This window comes from Paenibacillus doosanensis (assembly GCF_025060755.1).
In the GTDB taxonomy this organism is placed as follows: Bacteria; Bacillota; Bacilli; order Paenibacillales; family NBRC-103111; genus Paenibacillus_S; species Paenibacillus_S doosanensis.
On record NZ_JANYUY010000015.1, the window covers coordinates 17,094 to 40,924 of the forward strand.

Consider the following 23,831-nt stretch of genomic DNA (forward strand, 5'->3'; position numbering starts at 1 on the left):
GTCGGCGGTGACGAATTATGATCATACAATGCGCCCGAATCGACCGGTTCGTCTTTGACGGGTATGTCCACTCTTCGCGGACGGCGCAGGAATGGGTCCGCGAGGCGCAGGCGACTTCGCCGTGGTTTACGGTCGAACTGTTCGCCGATTTTTTCATGTGCTTTTACTTGCCGCAGCCGGACATCGATCGCGCTCAGGATGCCTCCGCCTTTCACCGCTGGCTTGTGGAACAGCTGCGGCAGCAATTTTTTTACCGGACGATCCATCCGAGAACGATCGGTGAAGTGAACGCCTCGTTCAAAACCGCGCTGAAGAGCTTAATGTGGCTCACGGCCAGCTACGCAGACGAAGTGAAACGTCGCAAGCAGGATGAGCGGATTTTGACGGCGATGGGCTTGAATGAACAGAAACAGCAAGCCCAAGAGCAGGCGCAAGTGAACGAGCATTTGTCGGAGAAGCAGCTGGAGCGGCTCAAGCTGGTCGGCTATACGCTGCAGCAAGGCAAGCGCAATGTGGAGGAAAAGCAAGCGGCGCTCGATACCCGTCCTTTGGTCGAAGCCGAAGTTGTCCGGCTGAAGCGGAGGATCGTCGAGCTTCAAGAAGAAATGCGCACCGACTTCACGCGCAGGGACAAAGCCCGGCTCAAGCTGAAAAAGGCGGAGACCGAGCTTCAGCAGCGCGAGAGGCAGCTCGAACGGTTTACGAAACGAGACCAGGACATGTTCCGGCAGCTCGAAGAGCAGCTTGGACAGTGGCTCAGCCGCTCGCTCAAGGAAACGCTGGAAACTGAGGAACTGGAGAGTTTGAACGTTCACGAGCTGCTGCAGGCGAGCCAGCGAATCGCCAACCGCCGCTGGGGCGCCGATCTCGGACGGCTGCACCGGCAGCAGTTCGCCAATTACCTGCAGTGGGTAGAAAAGCTCAAGCGGCATCCCGAGCTGATCGCGTTCCTGCAGGAGGTCGGACGCAACCTTCAGCATTTGAAGGTGCAGCGCAAGAAGCTGCGCTCCCCGCATATCCCGGAAGCGTATGACGATCTCAGGCAATCCGGCGACATTAGCCGTATGCTGCCGAGCGAAGCGAGTCTGCTGGCCGATGCGGATTACGAAGCATATTTTACGGTCAAGTGGCTGGATCGCAAGCTGCTGACTTACAACGTATCCGGGTATGACGAAGAGCCCCGGAAGGGGCCGGTGCTATGTATGCTGGATACGTCTCATTCCATGCGCGGCGGCAAGCTGCGGCTCGCGCAAATCTTCGTCGCGACCTTCGCCGCCTTCAGCCTGCTGGAGCGCCGCGACTTCGTGCTGCTGCTGTTCGGCGCGCGCGGCGAGCTGATCGAGCAGCCGCTGTACTGGCGCAAGTCGGACTGGCCGGCGCTCTACGCGCTGGCGCAGCTCGCCTTCGGCACCCATTTCGATGCCCCGATCAAGCGCGGCATCGAGATTGTGGAAGGGCATCCGCGCTTCACGGATGCCGACTTCGTGATGGTCACCGACGGGATCGGGACCATCAGCGCCCCGGTTCGGCAGCAGCTCGCCGAACTCGGCAAGAGCAAGCAAGTGCGGCTGCACACGCTGATCGTCGGAAACGCGCGGCAGCACTTGGCGAACCGCTACGAGATCCTGGGGGTGTCCCATCAAGTGCGCTTCGCCGCTACGTGGGAGTCCCAGGACCCGATCAAGGACGAGCTCCTGCTCGACGTATTCCGCAAGCGCTAATCCGTTTCGGGCAGCCATGCCGGAAGATGCAGGCCCGTTTCATACCGTAGAACCGGCAGTCCCGGAGCAAGCATTCAAGCGCCGGACTGCCGGTTCTTTATTCGAGCCTGAAATCCGGCATCCTTCCCTGCCGAGCGGCACATCGTTCTTTCGTTAATCCGTTAACCGTTTGGCGTAGTAATGTCTAAGCTTTCCCCCGTACATTGGACGGGTAAACTGCCGCGTCAGCCCGGCCGCCTCCAAATTGTTAATGCTCGGCCTGTTGTCCGGATGAACGGTTGCATACAAATACAAGCAATGTCTCTCGCGGGCGCGCTGCTCGCGCAATTGATGGAAATATCTTTGTAAACCGCGCCCTCGCGCGCATTCGTGAACGACCGTAGAGTCCAGAACCGCTACGAAGGGCAATTCCTCCTCCGGTACGCCGAATTCTCTCCCGAGATTATCTGCGGCGATGCCGGGAAACTTCAGCACCGTATACGCTACAAGGCGTCCGTCAAGGAAGGCGCCGTATATCTCCCCTTTGTCGCCAATGTGCTCGTACAAATATTCTTCCTCGTCCATAGCGAATAACGCTTGCGAGGGAAGCCGCGAGATGACGTCCGTCATAAGACTGCGTATTTTTTCCACGTCATCGTGACCTAATCGGTGTATCTGCCGCTCCATATTTTCCATATTCTTCATCGGTACAGAGCCCTTCTCGAATGATCTTTACGATTGATTGCTTCTTTCAAATTCCTTCTGAGTCCGGCTTAGGCGCTATCGCGAGCCAATCGTGGGAACGCCGGGACACATACGGACTGTCTTTGCGTTTGGCGACGATGCCGGGCAGCTGCTCCGCGAGCGATTTCCGGTACAAATCTTCTCCCCTGCCGTCCGCCTGTTCCGTAATCCGGAAATATTCGTCTTCTTTCAGTACAGACTCCAATACGGACCTGCGCTTCATTAGCGGCAGGCCCCGTAAATCCCGTCCTTTATACATGAGGATATCCCACACGATATAGCAAGCCGGCCGCTGCTTCATATAAGCCCGGATTCGCTGATGTCCTTTCGCCTGCAATCTGTCTCCGGCCAGCTTAGGATCGTACCGCCCGGTGTGCGGATCGAGGCAGCATACCTCGCCGTCGAGCACCACATCACCGTCTGCCGGCACCCGGTGAAGCTCCGGAAAATGCCGCGTCGCTTCGTTCTTATCGCGCAGCCATAATCGCGTCTCAATGCCTTGGCGGGATAAAATAAGCCTCCGCCCGCCCCATTTAGGCTCAAATACGTACGCTTCGTCATTAAAGATACTGTCGGCATGCTCCGCCAGCATCGGACTTAATTTCATGGTCATCACCAATTTCATCATACCATGAGGCCTATGCATGAATAATTAGTTAATTGCTGGGGGAACATATCATTACTGGATGATTACTTACCAAATACAAACAACGAGGTGTCCATTATGGCAAACAACCAATCGAGAAGCAGCAACCAACTGGTCGTACAACAAGCATCTCAGGCATTGCAGCAATTGAAATACGAAGTCGCCCAAGAGCTCGGCATTCAAATTCCGGCTGACGGCTACTACGGTTACATGGCTACCCGAGATACCGGAGCCATCGGCGGTCACATGGTTCGCCGTCTCGTGCAAATCGCCGAGCAGCAATTGACGGGCTTCCACAAATAGACCGGCGCTACCCAAGACGCCTCCGGCTCCGCCTAGCGGATTTGGAGGCGTCTTTGCCGTTTGCCTTAATAAATTATCCGTCCTCCTGGCGCAGCACGGCGGATAACCGCGAAGGACTAGCTCCGCTCGTTTAATACAGACGCTGCGTATAGCTTTCCACCAGCCCTTGGGCGATGCTCTGTTCGTCCCTTCCGGTATGCGCCGCCAAAATCCGGGCCGGCACCGGCAGACGCTCCCGCCCCAGCCAGCTCTCCGGCTTCCACAGCTGCGACCGTTTGAACGCCTTGGCGCAGTGCATGTAGCATTCCTCGACGACGACGCCGATGCCGAGCTGCGGACTCTTGCCCATCGCCTGCATCCGCTGCAGCAGCTCCTCATCCCGGGTCACGTAGGCCCGGCCGTTTACGCGCAGCGTTTCCTCCAGCCCCGGAATGAGGAAGATCAGGCCGATCTGAGGGTTGGATATAATGTTGCGCAGCGAATCCGCACGCCGGTTGCCCGGCCGCTCCGGAATAACGAGCCGCTGCCCGTCAAGCACCAGTACAAATCCGGGCGCGTCGCCTCTGGGCGACACGTCGCACCTGCCCTCGCTATCCGAAGTCGATACGAGCAAAAACGGAGATTTGGCGATATAATCGCGGCAGTGATCGTCCAACGAGCCGATCGCTTTGCGCGCGACGACTTCGCTCGGATACCCCAATAGGTCCCGAAGTTCTTCTTCCCCTGTAATAACGTCCCGAAATTCATTCTCCCGCTCCACTGACGCATCACTCCATTCTAATCGTTTTCACGAGCTTCCATCCCCAAGCGAAGCAGCACCCCAGGCGTAATTTCTCTTATGGAGCTTACGACCGCCTCTGCCGCGGACACATCCTGACTACCCGAATCGGCATTCTGGAAGCCGATGCACTTCATCCCCGCAGCCTGCGCGGCCCTAACCCCGTGGCGCGAGTCTTCCACGGCGACGCAGTCGGTAGGGGCGACTCCGAGCAGCGCGGCGGCCCTCAGATACACGTCGGGCGCAGGCTTCCCTTTGCCGACCTCTTCCCCGCTGACGACGGCGGAAAAGTATTCGGCGATACCGAGCTTATCCAGCACGGCGAGAATAAACGATTTCGGCGAGGAAGAAGCCAAGCCGACGGCGATCCGGCGGTCCTTCAGCAAGCCGAGCAGCTCCGGGACGCCGTCGATCGGCCCTTCTGCGCTTTGCTGCAGCTCGTTCAGCTTCATTTGAACCTGCCATTCGATCAATTCTTCCAAGGAAGCCTCCAGATTGTGCTTTTCCTTCACTCTGCTCCACATATCGGGGTTTGTCATCCCGACGTAGCTTTCCAGCTCTTCCATATCGGCCGGTATTCCCAGCCGGTTAAACGCCATTTGTTCCACTTTGAAATGCAGCGGCTCGCTGTTGATCAGCACGCCGTCCATATCGAAAATGACCGCTTTCATCCGTTTTCTCCGCCTCCCCTGTAATAGCGGTGAAAAACGAGCGACCTGCAGTCGATAGAGGTTTCCGCTCGCTGTTGTAGCCGGAATCGCTTTTCCGGATTCAAACGGCCCCCCGCTCGTTGTTCACCGGGCTTCTAACCATCTTCTCTTACTCGCCGCTTTCGTCCGTTTTCCGCTGAATCCGGTCCACGATGCTTTCCAGCGGCTCGGGATCGAGCAATTCGACCGGCGATATGCCTTTGTCGAATTGCAGGAAATCCCCCTCCATCACGACGACATAGCGGCTGCCTACCTTGGCGATATGCAATTGGTCGCCAAAGTCCGCCAGCAGTCCGCGAACCGTCATGTTGCCGACCTTCAGCTTCATCTCGATATCCGGCTTCTGCTCGATCAGGATGGCCGACGCCTCCGAGACCTGCTCCGGCGTCCATTTCTCCTGCAGCTCCCGCTTCTCGCTGTAAGCCCACAGCTCCATCGCCTGAACTTCCTGCTCCTTCGCTTCCGGATTATCCTCGTACACTTGTTCGATATATTGATGCACGAAGCCGAGCACCTGCTCGTTCATCATCTCGGGCATCGATTTCTCATACTCGACGAATTTCAGGAAGTCTTCAAAATACCGCGCATGGGACGATTGATGAATTTTAAGCTCCCACGGCTCCACCATGCCTTCTTCCGGCATATGCGGGTACATGATCGACTTCATATTTTTGGCGTTGATCGCCATCTCCACTTTGTTAAGCAGGCTGCGCTCGTCGGTAATGCGCGCGATCTTTTGCTCGAAATCGCATTTTAAGACAAACAGAAACGGATCGTCGAACAGCTGCGCATGCTTCGCCCGCACGATAAAGACGGCGCCGCCGCGGATCGCGCTCGTATCCATGTAAGCTTGGACCAGAGCGTCCGCATGGCCGATGTACATTTCCTTCGTTTCCGCCGTCCGCAGCCGGTCAAACATATTATAGTTCGGATTGCTGTCCAGGTCGTAGCCGGGTTCTACCGCGAACCGTCCGATCTTGGTCGGCACCTGCTCCGCCTTCGGATTGCGCTCCGCATGACGCTTGGCTATCTTCGTAAATTCGCTGCCGAGAAACGAACTGAGCTCGCTCTCCAAATAATCTTGTCCGTCCAGCGTTTGATAATGCTTGTAATGCTTGCCGCCCTGGCCGTCCTCGCTTTCGGTTTGAATGACGAAGAAAGATATATATTCAACTTCAAATTTCATGTATGCAAGCTCCCCCGTGACAAATAAAAACCCACCCCATAGGCGAGATTACTCAGCCCCTAAGGTGGGTTCCATCCTATCGTATCACAGGTTTCTGCGGGCAGCAATGCCAAACCGCAGCAGCCGCGGCTACATAATGACGCCGCAGGCTATCCGGCTCCCGGAATTGCCGGAAGGATCGGTCTTGTAGTCATCGGCGTTCTCATGAATGACAAGCGCGGTGCCTCCGGTCTTCACGAGCGAATTCGCCTTATCCTTGGCCAAAGTCACCTTCGTATCGACGAACTCCGCGCGGGCGGTGCCGTCGGAGCCGACCTCCAGATTCGGCAGGTCTCCGGCATGATATCCTTGAGGATTGTCGAAGCCGTGCTTTTTGCCTTCCGGATTAAAATGCTCGCCGGCCGACGTGAAGTCCGGAGGCGTGCATACGCCGGTTTGGTGAACGTGAATACCGTGTTTGCCCGGAGTCAAACCGGACACTTCGACCTGGAACTTGACGCCTTCGGCTACTTGCGACAGCTTGGCCGTACCGATCTTCGTTCCTTTGCTGTTAATGATGTCGATCGACTTCGGAGCGACCGACGGCTCGTTCGCCTGAGCTCTGACCGTATCCGATCCGGCGCCGGCATTTTCATGCATCCCCGGATGGGCCTCATCCGCTTGGGCGGTCGTCGCCACCGTTCTCCATTCGCATCCGGATGTGAGCACCAATGCGAAGCTGAGCAGAACGGCTCCGCGGTTAACGATGTTTTTCATGTCTTTATCCTCCAATGGCCTGTGTAAAATGTTCCTTTTACATTGTGTCCTATCGGAGAATAATTAAACATCGAATCGTCGCCCGCCGGCGCCTGCCCTTAACGAGCCAGAAAAGGATTGCGCCATTCCATCAGCATGGCGTAATGATGCGATTCTTCATCGTCGAGGTAATGCTCCGCCAAGGCAACCGGCGTTCGGCCGCAGCGCATCAGGAAGGTCAGCACCGGGTCCTTCAGCCGCCCTTCCAGCACGGCCTCAACGTACTGCCCGGCCGTCATTTGATCGGCATGAACATGATAACCGGGGAGTCTTCCTCCGCCGAGCAGCCTTTTCAGTTTCAATTCAATGACGACCTCGTACATCGAATGCATGAGCAGCTTGCCGAGCCCGAGCTTCCGGTAAGCGGGCAGCGCGCATATGTCGACGATATACAGCGTATCCCCCTGCGGGTTGTGGTTGCGGATGTACCCGCCGTCGGTAGCCTGCTCCCATGTATGCCGCGGGCTGGCGGGATCGAAATCGACCCGCAGGCCGGTCACGGAAGCAACCGCCCTGCCGCCGATGTCCACGCACAGCGCCCCTTGAGGAAACAAAGCGACATGGTTGTCCAGCTGACGTTCGTTCCACCACAGCTCCGGCGGGAACGGGGGCGGGAAGCTTTGCCGCTGAATATCGATCAAGTCGGCGAAGTCGGCGTGCGTATAGCTGCGAACGGTCGTCATGACGGGGCGATCCCGGTCGAATACGTACAGCTCTTTCCGGTACAAGCCGTGTCCCTCCCTTCTAGCTCCAGTCCGTATACAAATCGGTTCTGCGGTCTCTCCACGTAGTGACGGAGCCTCTCTCGCGCACTTCATGAAGCAAGCTGAGGTCGAGATCGGCCGTAATTACCATATCGTGATTGATCTCTCCGGCAGCCAGAACCCCTCCCGGAGGAAACGGCACGTCATTGGGCGTAATGACGGCGGCCTGTCCGTAATTGCCTCTCATGAAATCGACCGTCGGCAGCGAGCCGACCGTTCCGGTCGTAACGACATAGATTTGGTTTTCGATCGTTCTCGCATGGCAGGTGTAGCGTACGCGATGGAAGCCGTGCCGGTCGTCCGTGCAGGACGGGCAGAACAGCACATCCGCGCCGCGGGCGCGCGCCATCCTTACGATTTCCGGGAATTCGACGTCATAGCAGATCAGCACGGCGATGCGCCCTTTATCCGTATCGAACAAATGAAGCGCGTCTCCGGCCTGCATATTCCATCCTTTAACCTCGGAAGGGGTTACGTGAAGCTTGCGCTGCTCGCCTACGCGGCCGTCCGGGTAAAACAGAAATGCAGTGTTGTACAATTTTCCGCCCTCTTCGATAATGTGGGTTCCGCCGATGAGATACATGCCGGTGCTTTTCGCGAGCGACCGGAACAATTCCATATACCGCTCCGTATAAGCGGGCAGTTCTTCAATCGTAAGCGCTGCAGGATGATGCTTCCCGCCCCCGATCGACATCAGCTGGGTCGTAAACAACTCGGGAAACAGCACGAAATCGGCTGCGAATTCCTCCGCGGTTTTAACGTAATGCGTCACCTGAGCGGCGAAATCCTCGAAGCTTGCGATCGTATGCAGATGGTATTGAACGGCAGATACTCTTAATTTCATAGGTAACGATGCTCTCCTTATTCATGGTTTGCTGGCAAATCTTTATCGCTCGCATTCGTGTTATCCTCAATCGGGTCGAAGAACAAAATATGCGGTTTTTTCAAACACCACGTCGTCATGCACCGCTGATGGGCTACGTTAACCGTCTTGAGCGGTTCCATGAGCAGCCCTTGCAGCCGCTCCGTCGTCTTCAGGATGCGTTCCTCGTCGGCGAGAAAGCGGGTGCTTCCGTCCGGCAGCTTATACCTTGAGTCTCCTAACGGAATGATCTTATTCTCGATTCCGATGCTTGTCGCCAGTCTGATGAACAACAGCCCGCCGGGGCGAAGCACGCGCCACATTTCTTGTACCATTTGTTGAAAATGCGTTTCATTCTGGGCAAAATGGAGCACCGCGCAGCTGATGACGACGTCGAAGCGGTCGTTGGCAAAGCTCATCTTCTCGACCGGCTCCGACCTAACCTGATCGTCCGACCAGACGGGAGCCAAAGCCTGTCCCATCTTGCGAACCGTCTGCACCGCCTCGTCGGAGCGGTCGACGGCGTACACCGGATAGCCGCTGCGCAAAAAATACGTCAGGTTGCGTCCCATGCCGCAGCCGGCGTCCAAAATCCGCATCCCCTCGGCAATCCGGCCCTTCAGCAGCTGATCGAATAAATAAATATCAATATCGCCGAACAGTTCGCGAGGATTCATTCCCCTTATCAGCTCACTTCCAAATCATAACTGTTTTGTTCAGCCATTATATCATCAAAAAAGCAATCGTAACCACCGGTTTAATCGATGGCTTCCATCGCTCTATAAGGGCTCCATTTATTGCAAAAAATCTCTAGCCCTTGATCTCACAAACTTAGAAAGTATCCTCAAACGTTGATCTGGCAAGTTATATGACGGGTGTTTTTCAAATTCAAAACTCAATAATTTGCGAAGCTTGCTCCTGTGACTCGGTTCCATATACTTGGCAAGGAATTTTAAATCCTTGTTGGGAGTAAAGGCAAAAGTATATTGTCTCCAATCCAAATATGCATTTAAGTCCGCGAAATCAGTGTCCATAGCCTGATGTAATAATGACATTCCGTTGTCGAATATCGGAGCTACTTCCTCGAGTTCACCTGTAAGATTGTTTCTTAAAAAGCCAAAATTGCCAAAGTGTCTATCGTGGTTGGCAATGACGACATCAAAAATCATAATATCTATAAACCTGTCGTAAAAGTCTTTCATCTTGGATGTCGCAAATAATAATTCCGATGCGGATAATCCGGGATATGCAACATGAGCGGGAATAAAAGATATATCTTTTGATGTAAACAAAAGGCATATCGAGCAAAGCTTTCCCTTCCACTTCTCCAGTTCATACCGAACATGATTTAAACCGAGAGCTTCGGCAACCTGTGCCGAATAATACTCGGAATAAGGCTCTAATCCTGCATTTGCGGCGCCTTCAGTACCGCCTTTATATAAATAAACCTTTCCGTCGATTCTCCTCCAACATTTTGGCAGCATTCCGTTTGTTGTAAACTCGGGCGAACTGACAATGCCTTTTACTTTTTCGTTATAGCCAGTAAATGCAACCAGCGCCAACGTCTCCGAAAATTCATTATCATATAAATTGTGGTTAGTCCATGTTAGATCCTTCTGTTCCTCCGGGAGAATCCAATAATCATCCGTTAGAGAAAGACCTAAAGTTGTACGGAGCAGGTTTACCAGCGGAGGGTCGATATCAGGCAATGCGCTTAGCAAGTTTTCTACAAATACGCGATTCTTTGGTATAAACCGGCTCTGTACCCATCCTAGCAAATATTCATTCGTTAGCTGCATCCCATATGGTAAAACCGCTGGATTCGAATCGTGTACTTTCTCGATCCGACACAGAGTTTCTCTCATTCCGGTTAATATAATTTTGAAATCAATCAAAACATCGTCTTTTTTGCATAAAGAAAATCTATAGCTCCTCTGCACTTCCAAAGAAGCAAAAAGCTCCGTTTTTCCCAAAGGGTTCATCCTCCCATCCAGTCATTTTTTTATCTCCTCGTAAATTTCCTTCATCCCCTTTTTCCGTGATCCCCTTATAAAATAAATCGATATCCGTTTCTTATATCATAGCACAGGACGAAGCCGCGACCTATACAGTAAATTTGCGAAAAGCACAAATAACGCAAGACTATGACAGCGCTTGTCACCCGTACATGACAGGTCCCATCCCCGCCATAGCGGAACAATGGAGAACGCCGCATGCGCAGATGAAAGACGGTGCGGGAGCCTGTAAGCGAATATCCGGCATCTCTATATTTTGTTTCCCGCGGGGGAATACTACCCATCGGTGAAAGGAGGGAATCCCTGATGAAGAACAATTTGCGCGGCGATACGGAGAGTTGGGTAGAGAAAGTGCACGACACCCAAGCCAAAGACGAAAAAAACCGCAAACACCAAGGAGACGGTCATCCGGACAAGTCGCTGCCGGGCAAGCAGCATTTGGACGGCAACTAAACGCAAGGCGAAGAGCACCGAAATGCAGCCGCTTCCTGCAATGACAAAAACAAAAGCACCCCGAGGGGTGCTTTTGTCATAAGAGGCCGAGCGTTCCGTTCCGGATGAAGGAAACGGCGGCCGGCTTCGTCCTCGGTTTAACGGTCTGTTTTAAGCTTCGACGATATCGACATGCTCCAGCCAGTTCAGCTCTTCGGCGGTCAGCTTGATTTGTGCGCCGTCGACGCATGATTGCAGCTCGCTTAAGTCTCTTGCTCCGATCAGCGCTCCGGTCGGGAACGGCTGATTGATGACATAGGCAAGAGCGATCTGAATCATGCTCACGCCTTTGCGGGCGGCCAGCTCCTGAGCGCGGCGCAGCCGCTCCCAGTTGGCGTCGCTGTAGTAGACGCGGACGATTTCTTTGTCCTCCAGCTTATCGGGAGCGAATCGTCCGGTGAAAAATCCTCTTGCCTGGGACGACCAGGATAGCAGCGGTAGCTGCGTCCGCTCATGCCAAGCGCATGTCTCGGCGTCGGCCGATACGCAGCCTTTCCAATGCGGCTCGTTAGGCTTGGCGAGACTTAAGTTCGGGCTGCTAAAGGTAAATCCGGCCAAGCCGCTCGCCGCCGCGTAATCGTTAGCCTCCTGAAGCCTTTGATGCGTCCAGTTCGACGCCCCGATCGCGTGAATGCGTCCCGCGCCGATATGGCGGTTCAGCGCATCGATAATGACGCTGACCGGAATGTTTTCATCGTCGCGATGAAGCGCGTACAGATCGATATAGTCGGTTCCCAGGCGCTCCAGACTTTTGGCCAAATCGCTGTCGATATCCTCGGGCGTAACCCGCGGGCCGTCGGCGTTATGATGAGCGCCTTTGGTCAAAATGACCACATCGTCGCGATTGCCGCGCTCTTTCAACCACTTGCCGATCGTTTCCTCGCTTTGCCCGCCGCAATAAATATGAGCCGTATCTATGGTATTGCCGCCAATGGCAAAATAATTGTCCAACACGTCGCACACTTTACCGTAAACGTCATGGGTAAAAAAGTCGGAGCCTTGAATCAGGTTGGTCACCGGTTTCGGGCAGCCTGCAATACGAATCGTTTCCATGAGATATCGTCTCCTTATTTTGTCGTTACAACACTACGCGCACGCGTTCCTGAGCGGATTGCATGCAGGCGTCGATCACTTTCATGCCCCGGACGATATCGTCGGTGCCGAAGCGCTGAGGGCTTCCTTCCAATACGCTGCGGCCGATATCGTCCGCCTGCAGCGCGTAATGGTTGACATAAGGAACCGCTACTTCCCTGCGTTCCCCTCTGACGGTGACGAAGAAATGATCGTCCGCGTTCTGACGGCTGACGTAAGCGCAAGGCACTTCAATCCGGCCGTCGGTACCGATAATCTCCAGCACGTTGCGCCCGGCGGCCCACATGCCGCAGTCAAAGGTGAGCGCCACGCCGTCCGCGAATTCGAGCAGTCCCGACGCCATCATGTCGACCTGGTCATGCTCCGAAGAGAAGAAAGCGTGCACCGTCGCCGCTTGCGGCTCTTGTCCGAGAATCAGCCGCGCCGCGCTGATCGGATACACTCCGACGTCATACAGCGAACCCCCGCCCATATACCGCTTGTAGCGGACATTGTTCGCATCCTTGGCGTTGTTGAACGTGAATGCGCCGTGAATCCCGCGGATCGCGCCAATCTCTCCGGAGGCGATAACGTCCCGGATCATCGCATACCGCGGATGATGGCGGTACATGAACGCTTCCGCCAGCTTCACGCCGGCTTTCGCGCATGCGGCTACCATCTCTTCCGCTTCCTGCGAATTGAGCGCCGCCGGCTTTTCCACCAGCACGTGTTTACCGGCTTCCGCCGCCCGGATCGTCCATTCCTTATGAAGATGGTTCGGCAGCGGGACGTAAACGGCATCAATCTGCTCGTCGGCAAGAAGCTCTTCATAGCTTCCGTACGCTTTCGGTATATTCAGCGAGGCAGCGGTTTCCTTGGCCTTCTCCTCGCCGCGGCTTGCGATTGCCGCTACTTCTCCCGTTTGCGATTGCTGAATGCCCGGAATAACGGCACGCTTGGCTATGCCTGCACAACCAAGTACTCCCCAACGCAGCTTGCTTTGACTCATTGCAATCTCCAGCTCCTTCGAATGTAAATCTTAAATGTAGTACTTTATTGCTATTATATTGAACAATAATTAAAATGAAAATAACAGCTTATTGCACATCGATATAATAATATTGTCATCAAAAGGAGGAGTCTTCCGGTATGAGAAGACAACGTCTGCTGCCCACCTTGACTGAGCATGTTTACTTCTGTCTCCCCGAATCCGTCGGCTGGTATAAGGACGATCCGGAGCACACCGTGAACCGCCAGGAAGGCGCCTTGAACAACTTCAGCATTCACCTGATTGTCTCGGGCAAGGGGTATGTCGAGGCCGACAACGAACTGCAAACGCTAGAAGCCGGCGACGCCTTCCTGTATTTCCCGCTTCAGCAGCAGCATTATTATTCCAGCGCGGACGAGCCTTGGGAAGTCCGCTGGGTTCATTTTTACGGATCGAAGCTGAAGGATTATTTGCTTGAGAACGGACTGCATCGTTCGCATCTATGGACGATCCGCCAGTGGAAGCCGCTGGAGCAAGCGCTGCACGAGCTCTTGATCGAAGCCGAGGAAAACTCCTTTTTCCAGCTCACCAGGCTTTCGACCTTGACCTATGCCGTAATTGCGGAATTCGTCAATCAGGCGGTTCCCTTAAGCGCCAACCAGCACGCCGAGACGACCGACCGCATTTTGCAGCTGCTCCCTCTGCTCCAGCAGGAAGCCTGCAAGCCGTTTGAGCTCGATGAATGGGCGCGGCAGGCGGGCATCAGCTCCTACTATTTCTGCAAGCTGTTCAAGAAGGTGACCCAGATGACCCCGATGACGTTCGTCACGCTCAGCAGGCTGCAGATGAGCAAGCAATGGCTGCTGGAGAAAGCGGACGTGCCGATTCGTCAAATCGCCATGGACGCCGGTTACCCCAGCACAAGCTACTTTAACAAGCGGTTTCTTGAGCAGGAAGGCATGACGCCGACCGAATACCGGGAGCTGTACCGCAACAAATAATTTCCGTCAGCCGGCTCTTGCGCTTAGCCAAGACACGTTCCGTCCAAGGCGAGCGGCCGCAGCGGCGGCATCTCTTTACCGGAAGGCTTGCCCGATCAAGCGGCTAGACGCAGACGACAATGCGCCGGAACATGGACAAGAGCCCCATTTTCCAGTAATGTTGTACATGATGGACGATGACCGTGCGGAATATGCGCCGCCCCTTACGCGCAATTCCCCGAAAAAATGCAGGATTTAGTAAAGGAGAAGCTATGAAATCACTCGTATTGGCCGAAAAACCGAGCGTTGCCAAAGAACTCGCCCGCGTCCTAGGCTGCAGCCAAAAACACAAGCATTATATGGAAGGACCGAAGCATGTCGTTACATGGGCGTTGGGACATCTTGTTACGCTTGCGGAGCCCGAAGACTATGATGCCAAATATAAAACCTGGAATCTGGAAGATCTGCCTCTGCTTCCGGAGCGCATGAAGCTCAAGCTGATCAAAGAGACGACGCCCCAGTTCCGGGCCATCTCGCAATTGGCCAAGCGCGCCGATCTGGAGCAGTTGATCATCGCAACCGACGCCGGGCGCGAAGGCGAGCTCGTCGCCAGATGGATTATGGAGCTGATTCATTGGCGCAAGCCGTATCAGCGTCTATGGATTTCGTCCCAAACCGACAAAGCGATACGCGAAGGCTTCGCCAAGCTGAAACCGGGGCGCGAATACGATTCGCTCTACCAATCCGCCGTCTGCCGCGCCGAAGCGGATTGGCTGATCGGCCTTAACGTGACGCGGGCGCTGACCTGCAAATTTAACGCCCAACTGGCGGCCGGAAGGGTGCAGACGCCTACGTTGTCCATGATGATGGAACGCGAGCGCGAAATACGCAGCTTCCAATCCAAGGATTACTGGATGATCCGCGGGCAATTCGGCGGCTTCCAGGCTCTCTGGCGGGGCAAAAAGCATCCTGACGGACGGCTGTTCGACAAGGCCGCAGCCGACGAGCTGGTAAGCCGTCTGCAGCGCGGCAAAGCAGCCGTATCCCAGCTGAAGGTTACCGGAAAGAGCGAGCCGCAGCCGCTGGCTTACGACTTGACGGAGCTGCAGCGGGACGCCAACCGCAAATACGGATTTTCGGCGAAGCAGACGTCGAACGTCCTTCAACGTTTGTACGAGCAGCACAAGCTGGTCACCTATCCACGGACGGATTCGCGCTATTTGACCTCGGATATGGTATCTACGCTGCCCGCCAGGCTCGAAAGCCTCAGCGTTCAGCCGTACGCCGCTTTGGTGAAACCGCTGCTTCGCAAGCCGCTGCCTGTCACGGGACGCATCGTCGACGACAGCAAGGTGTCGGATCACCATGCCATCATTCCGACCGAGCAGGCACCGCTGCTGCATACGTTAAGCGCGGACGAACGCAAATTGTACGATCTGATCGTTCGCCGCTTTATTTCACTGTTTTATCCTGTGTACCGGTACGATGAAACAGCCGTTACCGTTGAAGCGGCGGGCGAGAGCTTCTACGCCAAAGGCCGCATAACGAAGGATTTGGGCTGGAAATCCGTCTATGGTCAAGATGGCTCGGCCTCCTTCTCCGAGGATGATGACGAAGATCATCGCGACCACGATGCCCATGACCCGCAGCAATCGCTGCCGCAGCTTCAAATCGGCGATACGTTCAAGGAAATCCGCATCAGCCTGGAGAAGCATATGACGAAGCCGCCGGGCCGCTATACGGAAGCCTCCCTTTTAACGCTGATGGAAAAGCATAACCTCGGCACCCCCGCGACCCGGGCGGATATTATCGAGAAGCTGCTGTCGACCGATACGATCGAGCGCAAGATGAACACGCTCCAGCCTACCGGCAAGGGAGCCCAGTTGATCGAGCTCGTCGCCCCGGCGCTTCGTTCTCCCGAGCTGACGACCCGCTGGGAGCAGGAGCTGGAGCGGATCGCCAAAGGCCGCGGCAATATGAAGGCGTTTCTGGCGTGTATCCGCGAACAAACCGTCGAGATGGTCCGCGAGGTCAAGAACAGCACGACCGAGTACAAGCCGCATAATTTGACGCACTCGAAGTGCCCGGATTGCAGCCAGGCACTACAGGAGATCAAAGGCAAGCGCGGCAAAATGCTCGTCTGCATCAACCGGGAATGCGGCTACAAGCGCGCCGCAGAGCCTGCGCTGTCGAACAAGCGCTGCCCGCAGTGTCATAAGAAAATGGAGATTCATACGGGCAAAGCGGGCAAATACGCCCAATGCCGTCATTGCAACGTCATCGAAATGCTGAACGACGAATCGCGAATGAGCGGCAAGGCCGCAAGGCGCAACGCTTCGCAGCTGATCAACCAGTACAGCGACAACACGAGTCTCGGTTCCAGTCTCGGAGACGCGTTGAAAGCGGCGCTGCAAAAGCAAAAAGAAGATTGAGGCCAACAAGGCCCCAATCTTCTTTTTATTTGCCCGCCTGCAGCGGCTGTGCGGCGGCTTGCCGGACGCGCATTAGCTCCGTGCGCCGGAACCGGCCTTCTCCAAAAGCTGCGGCTTAACCTGCAGCTCGTAAAATGCCAGCAGCTGCTCCTTTTCGCCGGGAGTGAACTGGTATTCGCAGTCGATCCCCCCGTCCTGCGGAACGATCTGCGCGACGCCGCCCGAATACGTGCAAATCAATAGCGCCGTCAAATCGGTTACATCGTCCGGAATCGTATCGGCATTGCCCACGCCGAAGCGGATCTCCACATCGATCCACTGCTCGTCGCGCAAATCGATCGATGCCCGCAAACGGATCAGCTGCATTTCTTTTACATCAACAGAACCATATTGTATCATTCGTCTCCCCTCCCCCGCGAGCAGCTCTTATTTCAGCTGTTTGGCGCTGCCGAGAAGATCTCTCAGCGCAGACTCCAGAACCGGGTACTGGAAGTGGAACTCGTACTCGGTCGCCAGGTAAGGAAGCGCCCGTTGCCCTTCCAGCAGCAGCGTCGAAAGCTCGCCGAACATCAGCTTCATCATGAAAGCCGGAACCGGAAACCGGTGCGACGTGTTCATCGCTTTGGCCAGCGCCCGTCCGAACTCGTCGTTCGTAACCGGCTGAGGGGCGGTCGCATTGATTTGTTCGATAATATCTTCATTTTCGATGCAAAATTCGATTAGGCGGCATAAATCGTGAATGTGAATCCAAGACAGCACCTGCCGGCCACTGCCGATCCTTCCGCCGATCCCCAGCTTGTACGGCAGCATCATTTTCGGGAAAGCGCCTCCGTCCATGCCGAGCACAATGCCCAAACGCAGCTTTACGATGCGGGTATCCGGGATGCTGTCCATCGCCTGCTCCCACTGCGCAACGACTCCGGATAAAAAATCCGATACGTTCGGATCGCTGTGTTCGACGAACGTTTTCGTCTCCGACGTGCCGTAAATGGATATTCCCGAAGCGTTCACGACGACCTGCGGCTTCTTCTCCATCCGGGAAACGATATCCGCGATTTGCTTTACCGTATCCAGCCGCGATTGCAGAATTCGTTCTTTGGCTGCATTCGTCCACCGTTGATTGATCGTTTCCCCCGCCAAATTAACGATGGCGTCGACACCCTCCAGCACTCTGACATCCGACTTTAACTCCGCCCACGTCGCATTGCGAATCAAGGAATGACTGGAAGGCTTGCGATTCCGTGAAATGAGAATAAGCGAATACTTCCGCTCCAGAAAATACTTGATCAAGTGCCGGCCGATAAAACCGGTGCCTCCTGCAATGGCAATCTTCATTGATGACTACTCACTTTCAACTAATGGGATATAAAAATATAACCACATTATATACTAAAATCGGCGATTAGCAAAAAAAAACGGCGTAAAATCGGCCTAAAAAATAAGAAAACTTGCAATTCGGAGCCCTTTCCGCGCCGCCCATACGAACGCCATGAACGATATGAAGCGAAGGAGACGCCTCCTTTGCCCCACTTTGTGCGGTTATTTTATTGGCAGAATATTTGGCGAAGCTATATAATACTACTAACGGAGGTTACGCTATGAAAAATAATGAAGCGTTGGAGCAGTTCCTCACCCATATGCAAACGATCAATCGCCATATGCGCTCCAAAGTATTCGATCAGCAGCCGGATGCGCTGACCCGCGTTCAATGGCTCCTGCTCAGGCATCTTCACCGCAACGGCACCCGCACGATCGGCCAATTGGCCGTGCATCTGGATGTGCGCCCGAGCACCATGTCGCAAATGATCGACCGTCTGGAGAAATCGCGTCTGGTTTACCGCGAGTGCAGCCAGCCCGATGCCCGGGTGAAGAACGTCGGCTTGACGGATGAAGGCAAAGACCTCATACGCCGCACGGAAGCTCTGTGGATGGAAGCGTTGAACGATTCGTTCAACTTGTTCACGGAACGGGAGCAGGCGGATTTGATCGGGTATATGGAGAGACTGACCCGTGGGCTGAATAAGCATACGAGAAACTGACCGACTCTTGCCCGCTCCACGTGAATAAAGTCGATTGATGAAAGATATTGTCGGTTTCGGCAATTTCCTGTTGCTTCCTTTTTGCGAAAAAAGTAAAATATATTTAAATGGAAGTAATCGGAGGATACCCGCTTGTCATTGAACATAAACGATATCCAAATGCACAAATGGTACGATCACGAACCGTTTGCCTTTTACCATGGCCTCGACCTAACCACTGGGCGCAAGTATTGGATCAAGATGCTGAAGACGGAATATCCGTCCCAGCAGGATGTCCAGTGGCTTATAAATGAATATGAAAACGGACAAACCATCCAACTGGATGAGCTGATCAGGCCCCTCCGGTTGGAATCCTACAACAATTCAACGATTCTTTTGTTGGAGCATTCGGAAGGCCATCCGCTTTCTCAACTAGCAGCTTCGGGTCCCCTGGAAATGAAGCTCTTTTTGCGTTTGTCCATTGCGATGACCGAGATGATCCGCAAGCTCCATCAGCTCAAATATATTCATTTGAATCTCTCCCCTCACGCATTCGTTCTGGAATCCGGCAGCATGAGCATGCAGTTGACGAATATACATAACGCAAGCCACTTATCATCGAACGACGGCATTCCGGCGCAGCCGGCGGAATTGATGTTCTCCGGTCTGCCGTACATGGCACCGGAGCAGTTCGGCCGAATGGAGCGCAGCATCGACTATAGAACCGATCTTTACTCGCTCGGTATCGTATTTTACGAACTGCTCACGGGCACGCTTCCTTTTGACGGCGCCGATGCTACAGAATGGATACATCAGCATATGACCAAACAGCCGGTCACACCGTTCGAAGCGTGCGCTGACGTTCCGAAGCCGGTCTCCGATATTGTGATGAAATGTTTGGCAAAGCATCCGGAACACCGCTATCAGAGCGCCTTTGCTTTGAAATGCGATCTGGAGGCCTGCCTTGCCGTATGGCTCAAGGAAGGGTTCGTCGACAACGTTTCGCTGGGTGCGAACGCGGCTACGGACATCTTTCATATATCCGATTCGTTGTACGGACGCGATCAGGAGCTTGCCGACATTCAGAACGCCTATCATCGAATGCTGCTGGGAAGCAGAGAGATGGTGTTTGTTTCCGGTCTGTCCGGCGTAGGCAAGTCCTTTCTCATTCACGAATTTCGAAAGTCCGTGCAAACCGACGACGGCTTGTTCATCTCCGGCAAGTTCGAGCAATTCAAACGGGATATGCCGTTCCAGGCGATTCAACAAGCCGGCCAGCAGATCGTTCATTACTTGCTGACTTTAGGGGAAGCCTCTCTGCTCATGTGGAAAAAGAAAATTGCAGATGCGGTCGGCCCTAACGGACAGGTGCTCATTGACATGATTCCCGATATGGAAAAAATCATCGGCAGTCAGCCTCCTCTGAGCAAGCTTCCGCCTGCGGAAATGCATAATCGGTTTCTAATAACCGTTCAGCAATTTCTCGGCGTCTTTGCCACCAGGGAGCATCCGCTCACCGTCTTTATCGACGATCTGCAGTGGGCGGACCCCGCCTCGCTGCAGCTGATTCAAGATTTGGCGTCGCAGAATTCTTTCACCTACAGCTTGTTTATCGGGACTTACCGGAGCAACGAAGTGACGGACGCTCATCCGCTCAGCTGGATGATGGACAAGCTCAGGAGGCTGACGCACATCAATCTCGTTGCTATAGAGCTGGAGCCGCTCGGCGAGACCGACGTGAAGCATCTGCTCAAGGATACGCTGGGACCGGCGCACCCCAGTGAGCTGGGCGAGCTGACATCGATGCTGATTGAGAAGACCAAAGGCAATCCCTTCTTCACCAAGCAATTTTTGCGCTCCTTGTACGACTATCAGCTGCTCGCGTTCAACTACGACGCGGGCTCATGGGACTGGGACATCGCCAAAATCAAAGAGCTGCACATTACCGACAACGTCGTTGATTTCATGATCAACAAAATACGAAGGCAGCCGGAGTCGGTCCAGCAGCTGTTGATGAAAGCCTCCTGCATCGGCCACTTATTCCCTATGCAGCTGCTGGCGCTTGCGGCGTCGCAGGATTCCCAGAAAATCGAACGCGAGCTGCGAAGCGCCGTCGACGAAGGTTTGATCGTCGCCGTATCCGGAGCTTCAGACGATCAGCCTTCCGGCAAATACGCTTTCCTGCATGATCGCGTCCATCAGGCCGTCTATTCTTTGGTTCCCAAACACCAAAAGAAAGAGCTGCACCATCTGATCGGCAAGCTTATGCTGGATACATTCAGCGAGGAGGCGTTGGAAGAATATATTTTCGAGATCGCCAATCAGCTAAATTTGGGCAAGGAGCTGCTCGTCGCCAGGCAGGAGAAAGAACGGCTGGCCGGGTACAATATGAGGGCGAGCCGGAAAGCGAAGGCGAATACGGCCTATGAGACCGCCTTGAAGTATGTGACGCACTGCGTGCGGCTGCTCGACGAGGACAGTTGGAACGGCCAATATGAATTGGCCTTCTCCGTCTATCTGGAGCTAGCCGAGCTGGAATATTTATGCGGACATTTTGAGGAGGCGAAGCGGTCCTTCGAACTCATTCTCCGCCGTGCGCGAACCAAGATGGCCAAAGCCGACGCCTACAACCTGATGATGGTGCTCTATACCAATTTGGGATTGCACGAGCAAGCTATGGAGATGGGGCTCGAAGGATTGCGGCTCTTCGGCATACCGCTTCAGCCGGCGGTCAAACGCTCCTCCATCCTGCTTGAACTGGCGAAAACCAAGTGGCATATGCTTGCCAAACAGCCGGAGGATTTATTCGATTTGCCGCAGATGGTCGATCCCGATCACCGGGCGGTCATGAGGCTTATGGTCAATTTGATCGCTCCGACGTATTACCTGAATTCCGATCTGTATATTTATTTGATGCTGAAGATGTTCAACTACTCGCTTCGTTACGGCAACTCGGAAGGGTCCGCGCTGGCCTATTCCACTTACGGCGTCATTATCAGCTCCATTTTCGGCGATATTCGCAGCGGCGCCAAATACGGCAAAGTCGGCCTGATGCTGTGCGACGCGTTCGACCATTTGCCGATCAAATGCAAAGTGTACTTCGGCTTCGGGGCGTTCACGAACAACGTAACCCAGCATATCGAGACCAATCTGTTGTACCTGAAAAAAGCTTATCAATTCGGCGTAGAATCGGGAGACTTCGTCTACGGCGGCTATTCGATCGCGTTCAGCTTTTTCCTGCGGCTGTACAAGGGAGACCCTCTCGGCGACGTGTATAACGAAACGGAACTGTACCATCCTTTCGTCCTCCGCGCGCAGGATAAGGATACGATCTATATCATGATGGTGCTGCAGCGGTTTATGCTGTTCAACAAGGAAGAGCCGGTTCCGCAGGCTAACGCCAAGCCCGGGGACCCGCTGAAGCCGTTCATGAGCAAGGAAGAGCTGGAACAGCTCCAGAGCTTCTCTAATAAGGCGACGATCCATACGTATTACGCGCTGCAGCTGCTGACCTATTATATGCTGGGCCGGCAGACCGAGGCCAAGCAGCTTATGGATACGGCGGAGCAGAGTCTGCAATTCGTCTTCGGCCTAATCCATGTTCAACTATTTTACTTTATAAGCTCGCTCGTCATGACGGCCATTTATGAAGAAGCCGAACCCGCCGAAAAGAAGATGTATTGGCGCAAGCTGCAAAAGCATCTGAAAATCATCAAAAAATGGAGCGTTCATTCTCCCGACACCTTCCTTCACCAGAAGCTGCTGATCGAAGCGGAGATGAACCGGATATCCGGCAGTCACAGTCTGGCCGCGGTGCTGTACGAACAAGCGATTTTTCACGCCGGCAAGCAGCGGTTCGTCCATATCGAGGCGATAGCCAATGAATGCGCCGCCAAATTTTACATGCATACCGGCAAGCTCAAGATCGCCCGTTCTTATTGGATCGAGGCCAAAATGCTGTACAGCAAGTGGGGAGCGGCCCGCAAAGTCGCCGAGCTGGAAGATAAGCATCCTTATTTAATTAACCGCGCGCCTTCAGCCCATTCGGCGATCGACGTAACGACGGTTGCCAAGGCTTCGCAGGCGCTATCGAGCGAAGCGGTATTTCATAAGCTGCTCGAAAGCTTCATGCATATCGTCATGGAAAATGCGGGCGCAGAGAAAGGCCTGTTGCTGCTCATTAGAGACCATCGCCTCTATGTCGAGGTGGAGAAGCGTCCCGACAAGCCGTTCGCGGCACTGCATTCGATTCCGCTTGAGGAATACGAGCATGCGGCCCTCTCCGCCGTTCAATATGCGATGCGCAAGGAAGAGCCTTTGCTGCTGCACGACGCCGCCGGCTCGCAGATGTTCCCGAAAGACGTCTATATCCAAACGCATTTGCCCAAATCCATGCTGATTTTACCTATTATGAAGCTCGGCAAGATGATCGGCGTGCTGTACTTGGAGAACAATCTGGCCACCCATGTTTTTCAGGAGCAGCGGCTCGACACGCTGAAGCTTCTGACGTCGGAAATTGCCGTTACCATCGAGAACTCCACTCTGTACGCCAATCTGGAGCATAAAAATTACGCGCTGCGTCTGCTGGAGGAACAGGAGAAAAACGTCCGGCTGCAGCTGGACGAGAAGGAACGCTGGGTGCAGTCGTCCGAAGCGACGATGCTCAATATCCGCAAAGCGCTCAATATCCGCAAAGCGCAGCATGAGCTCATAAACAATGTGCAAACCGTCCACGCGCTGTTGATGATGAATAAATACGATATGGCCAAAGATTATATTTCCGTCTGGTGCAAAGAAATTGTTCAACAGTCCGTCGTCAACTCGGTGAAATTCCCCGTACTCGGCGTCGTTCTGAATAATATCAGCCTCCCCTGCATCTCCGGCAAAATTGAGCTTCAGGTAACGGGAGACCTCGATTGCACGTTCGACGGGCTGACGCTGCCGATCAGCTACTTCTCCAGCATCGTGCATAATCTGCTTAAAAATGCGATTGAAGCGATACCTGACGACGATCCGCTGCGAACGCTGCGCCTTACGATCGAGGAGCTGGAAGATTCGTACAGGCTGTCCATTTTCAATACCGGCTCTTACGTCGAGGAGGCTTACCGAAAAAAAATATTCGACAAAGGCTTCTCCACCAAATCCGAATCGACCAATTCCGGACTGGGGCTTCACATCGTTCAGAACTACATTCATCATTACGACGGGACTATCGAATGCCATTCGGAGAAAGGCGTCGGCACAACATTCACAGTATGCTTGAAGAAAAAAAATGCCGCGCCCTCGCTCACGCTTGCAGAAGCGAAAAACCCTTAAGACATGTTAAGTGTCCTAAGGGTTTTCGGCC

The 23,831-nt window shown here is 54.2% G+C and carries 21 protein-coding genes; 7 read left to right on the forward strand and 14 right to left on the reverse strand.

Annotated elements, in window-relative coordinates:
- The first annotated feature begins 17 nt into the window (after positions 1–17).
- Positions 18–1,721 carry a vWA domain-containing protein gene (locus N0M98_RS12930; protein WP_259618117.1) on the forward strand — a complete coding sequence of 568 codons (1,704 nt, stop codon included), beginning with the start codon at positions 18–20 and terminating at the stop codon, positions 1,719–1,721.
- Between the two features lie 153 nt (positions 1,722–1,874).
- On the opposite strand, the gene N0M98_RS12935 is transcribed toward N0M98_RS12930, so the two are convergent.
- Complete coding sequence (locus N0M98_RS12935) at positions 1,875–2,405, reverse strand: GNAT family N-acetyltransferase (protein ID WP_259618118.1); 531 nt, start codon at positions 2,403–2,405, stop codon at positions 1,875–1,877.
- A 46-nt stretch (positions 2,406–2,451) separates the two neighbouring features.
- A complete protein-coding gene (locus N0M98_RS12940) occupies positions 2,452–3,057 on the reverse strand; it encodes an ATP-dependent DNA ligase (RefSeq protein ID WP_259618119.1) in 606 nt (201 codons plus the stop codon).
- Positions 3,058–3,168: 111 nt separating this feature from the next.
- Between N0M98_RS12940 and N0M98_RS12945 the strand changes: the two genes are divergently transcribed.
- Positions 3,169–3,393, forward strand: coding sequence for an alpha/beta-type small acid-soluble spore protein (locus N0M98_RS12945; protein ID WP_249863794.1), 225 nt, complete (start codon positions 3,169–3,171; stop codon positions 3,391–3,393).
- Positions 3,394–3,523: 130 nt separating this feature from the next.
- Here N0M98_RS12945 and N0M98_RS12950 read toward each other — a convergent pair whose 3' ends face one another.
- The 8 genes from N0M98_RS12950 to N0M98_RS12985 all read right to left on the reverse strand — a co-directional run bounded on the left by N0M98_RS12950 (position 3,524) and on the right by N0M98_RS12985 (position 10,461).
- A complete protein-coding gene (locus tag N0M98_RS12950; protein WP_259618120.1) occupies positions 3,524–4,153 on the reverse strand; it encodes a pyridoxamine 5'-phosphate oxidase family protein in 630 nt (209 codons plus the stop codon).
- Between the two features lie 17 nt (positions 4,154–4,170).
- Positions 4,171–4,842, reverse strand: a complete 672-nt coding sequence (locus tag N0M98_RS12955) for an HAD family hydrolase (RefSeq protein ID WP_249863796.1) — start codon at positions 4,840–4,842, stop codon at positions 4,171–4,173.
- Between the two features lie 148 nt (positions 4,843–4,990).
- A complete protein-coding gene (locus N0M98_RS12960) occupies positions 4,991–6,067 on the reverse strand; it encodes a DUF3900 domain-containing protein (RefSeq protein WP_259618121.1) in 1,077 nt (358 codons plus the stop codon).
- A gap of 129 nt (positions 6,068–6,196) precedes the next feature.
- Complete coding sequence (locus N0M98_RS12965) at positions 6,197–6,823, reverse strand: superoxide dismutase family protein (protein WP_259618122.1); 627 nt, start codon at positions 6,821–6,823, stop codon at positions 6,197–6,199.
- A gap of 98 nt (positions 6,824–6,921) precedes the next feature.
- The gene (locus tag N0M98_RS12970) at positions 6,922–7,590 is read right to left on the reverse strand and encodes a GNAT family N-acetyltransferase (RefSeq protein ID WP_249863799.1); all 669 of its coding nucleotides are present in this window, start codon (positions 7,588–7,590) and stop codon (positions 6,922–6,924) included.
- A gap of 16 nt (positions 7,591–7,606) precedes the next feature.
- Entirely contained in the window at positions 7,607–8,470 is an 864-nt protein-coding gene (locus N0M98_RS12975; RefSeq protein WP_259618123.1) for a carbon-nitrogen hydrolase family protein, read from the reverse strand.
- Between the two features lie 17 nt (positions 8,471–8,487).
- Positions 8,488–9,165: a class I SAM-dependent methyltransferase gene (locus tag N0M98_RS12980; RefSeq protein ID WP_259618124.1), complete on the reverse strand. Its 678-nt coding sequence runs from the start codon at positions 9,163–9,165 to the stop codon at positions 8,488–8,490.
- A 117-nt stretch (positions 9,166–9,282) separates the two neighbouring features.
- The gene (locus N0M98_RS12985) at positions 9,283–10,461 is read right to left on the reverse strand and encodes a HipA domain-containing protein (protein ID WP_249863802.1); all 1,179 of its coding nucleotides are present in this window, start codon (positions 10,459–10,461) and stop codon (positions 9,283–9,285) included.
- 348 nt (positions 10,462–10,809) lie between these two features.
- Here N0M98_RS12985 and N0M98_RS12990 point away from each other — a divergent pair, with 348 nt between their 5' ends.
- A complete protein-coding gene (locus N0M98_RS12990; RefSeq protein WP_249863803.1) occupies positions 10,810–10,956 on the forward strand; it encodes a DUF4023 domain-containing protein in 147 nt (48 codons plus the stop codon).
- 150 nt (positions 10,957–11,106) lie between these two features.
- Here the strand turns inward: N0M98_RS12990 and N0M98_RS12995 are convergent, their stop codons facing one another.
- Positions 11,107–12,048: an aldo/keto reductase gene (locus N0M98_RS12995; protein WP_259618125.1), complete on the reverse strand. Its 942-nt coding sequence runs from the start codon at positions 12,046–12,048 to the stop codon at positions 11,107–11,109.
- A gap of 25 nt (positions 12,049–12,073) precedes the next feature.
- Positions 12,074–13,075, reverse strand: coding sequence for a Gfo/Idh/MocA family protein (locus N0M98_RS13000; protein WP_249863805.1), 1,002 nt, complete (start codon positions 13,073–13,075; stop codon positions 12,074–12,076).
- A 140-nt stretch (positions 13,076–13,215) separates the two neighbouring features.
- On the opposite strand from N0M98_RS13000, the gene N0M98_RS13005 reads away from it, so the two are divergent.
- Positions 13,216–14,055: an AraC family transcriptional regulator gene (locus N0M98_RS13005; RefSeq protein ID WP_259618126.1), complete on the forward strand. Its 840-nt coding sequence runs from the start codon at positions 13,216–13,218 to the stop codon at positions 14,053–14,055.
- A 251-nt stretch (positions 14,056–14,306) separates the two neighbouring features.
- The gene (locus N0M98_RS13010; RefSeq protein ID WP_259618127.1) at positions 14,307–16,466 is read left to right on the forward strand and encodes a DNA topoisomerase III; all 2,160 of its coding nucleotides are present in this window, start codon (positions 14,307–14,309) and stop codon (positions 16,464–16,466) included.
- A gap of 72 nt (positions 16,467–16,538) precedes the next feature.
- Here N0M98_RS13010 and N0M98_RS13015 read toward each other — a convergent pair whose 3' ends face one another.
- Together N0M98_RS13015 and N0M98_RS13020 are read right to left on the reverse strand one after the other, a co-directional pair.
- Complete coding sequence (locus tag N0M98_RS13015; RefSeq protein WP_259618128.1) at positions 16,539–16,865, reverse strand: hypothetical protein; 327 nt, start codon at positions 16,863–16,865, stop codon at positions 16,539–16,541.
- Positions 16,866–16,892: 27 nt separating this feature from the next.
- Positions 16,893–17,801 (reverse strand): TIGR01777 family oxidoreductase, encoded by a 909-nt coding sequence (locus N0M98_RS13020; RefSeq protein WP_249863809.1) that lies wholly within the window; start codon positions 17,799–17,801, stop codon positions 16,893–16,895.
- Positions 17,802–18,064: 263 nt separating this feature from the next.
- On the opposite strand from N0M98_RS13020, the gene N0M98_RS13025 reads away from it, so the two are divergent.
- Together N0M98_RS13025 and N0M98_RS13030 are read left to right on the forward strand one after the other, a co-directional pair.
- Complete coding sequence (locus N0M98_RS13025; protein ID WP_249863810.1) at positions 18,065–18,505, forward strand: MarR family winged helix-turn-helix transcriptional regulator; 441 nt, start codon at positions 18,065–18,067, stop codon at positions 18,503–18,505.
- 132 nt (positions 18,506–18,637) lie between these two features.
- Complete coding sequence (locus N0M98_RS13030; RefSeq protein ID WP_259618129.1) at positions 18,638–23,800, forward strand: AAA family ATPase; 5,163 nt, start codon at positions 18,638–18,640, stop codon at positions 23,798–23,800.
- The last annotated feature ends 31 nt before the right edge of the window (positions 23,801–23,831 follow it).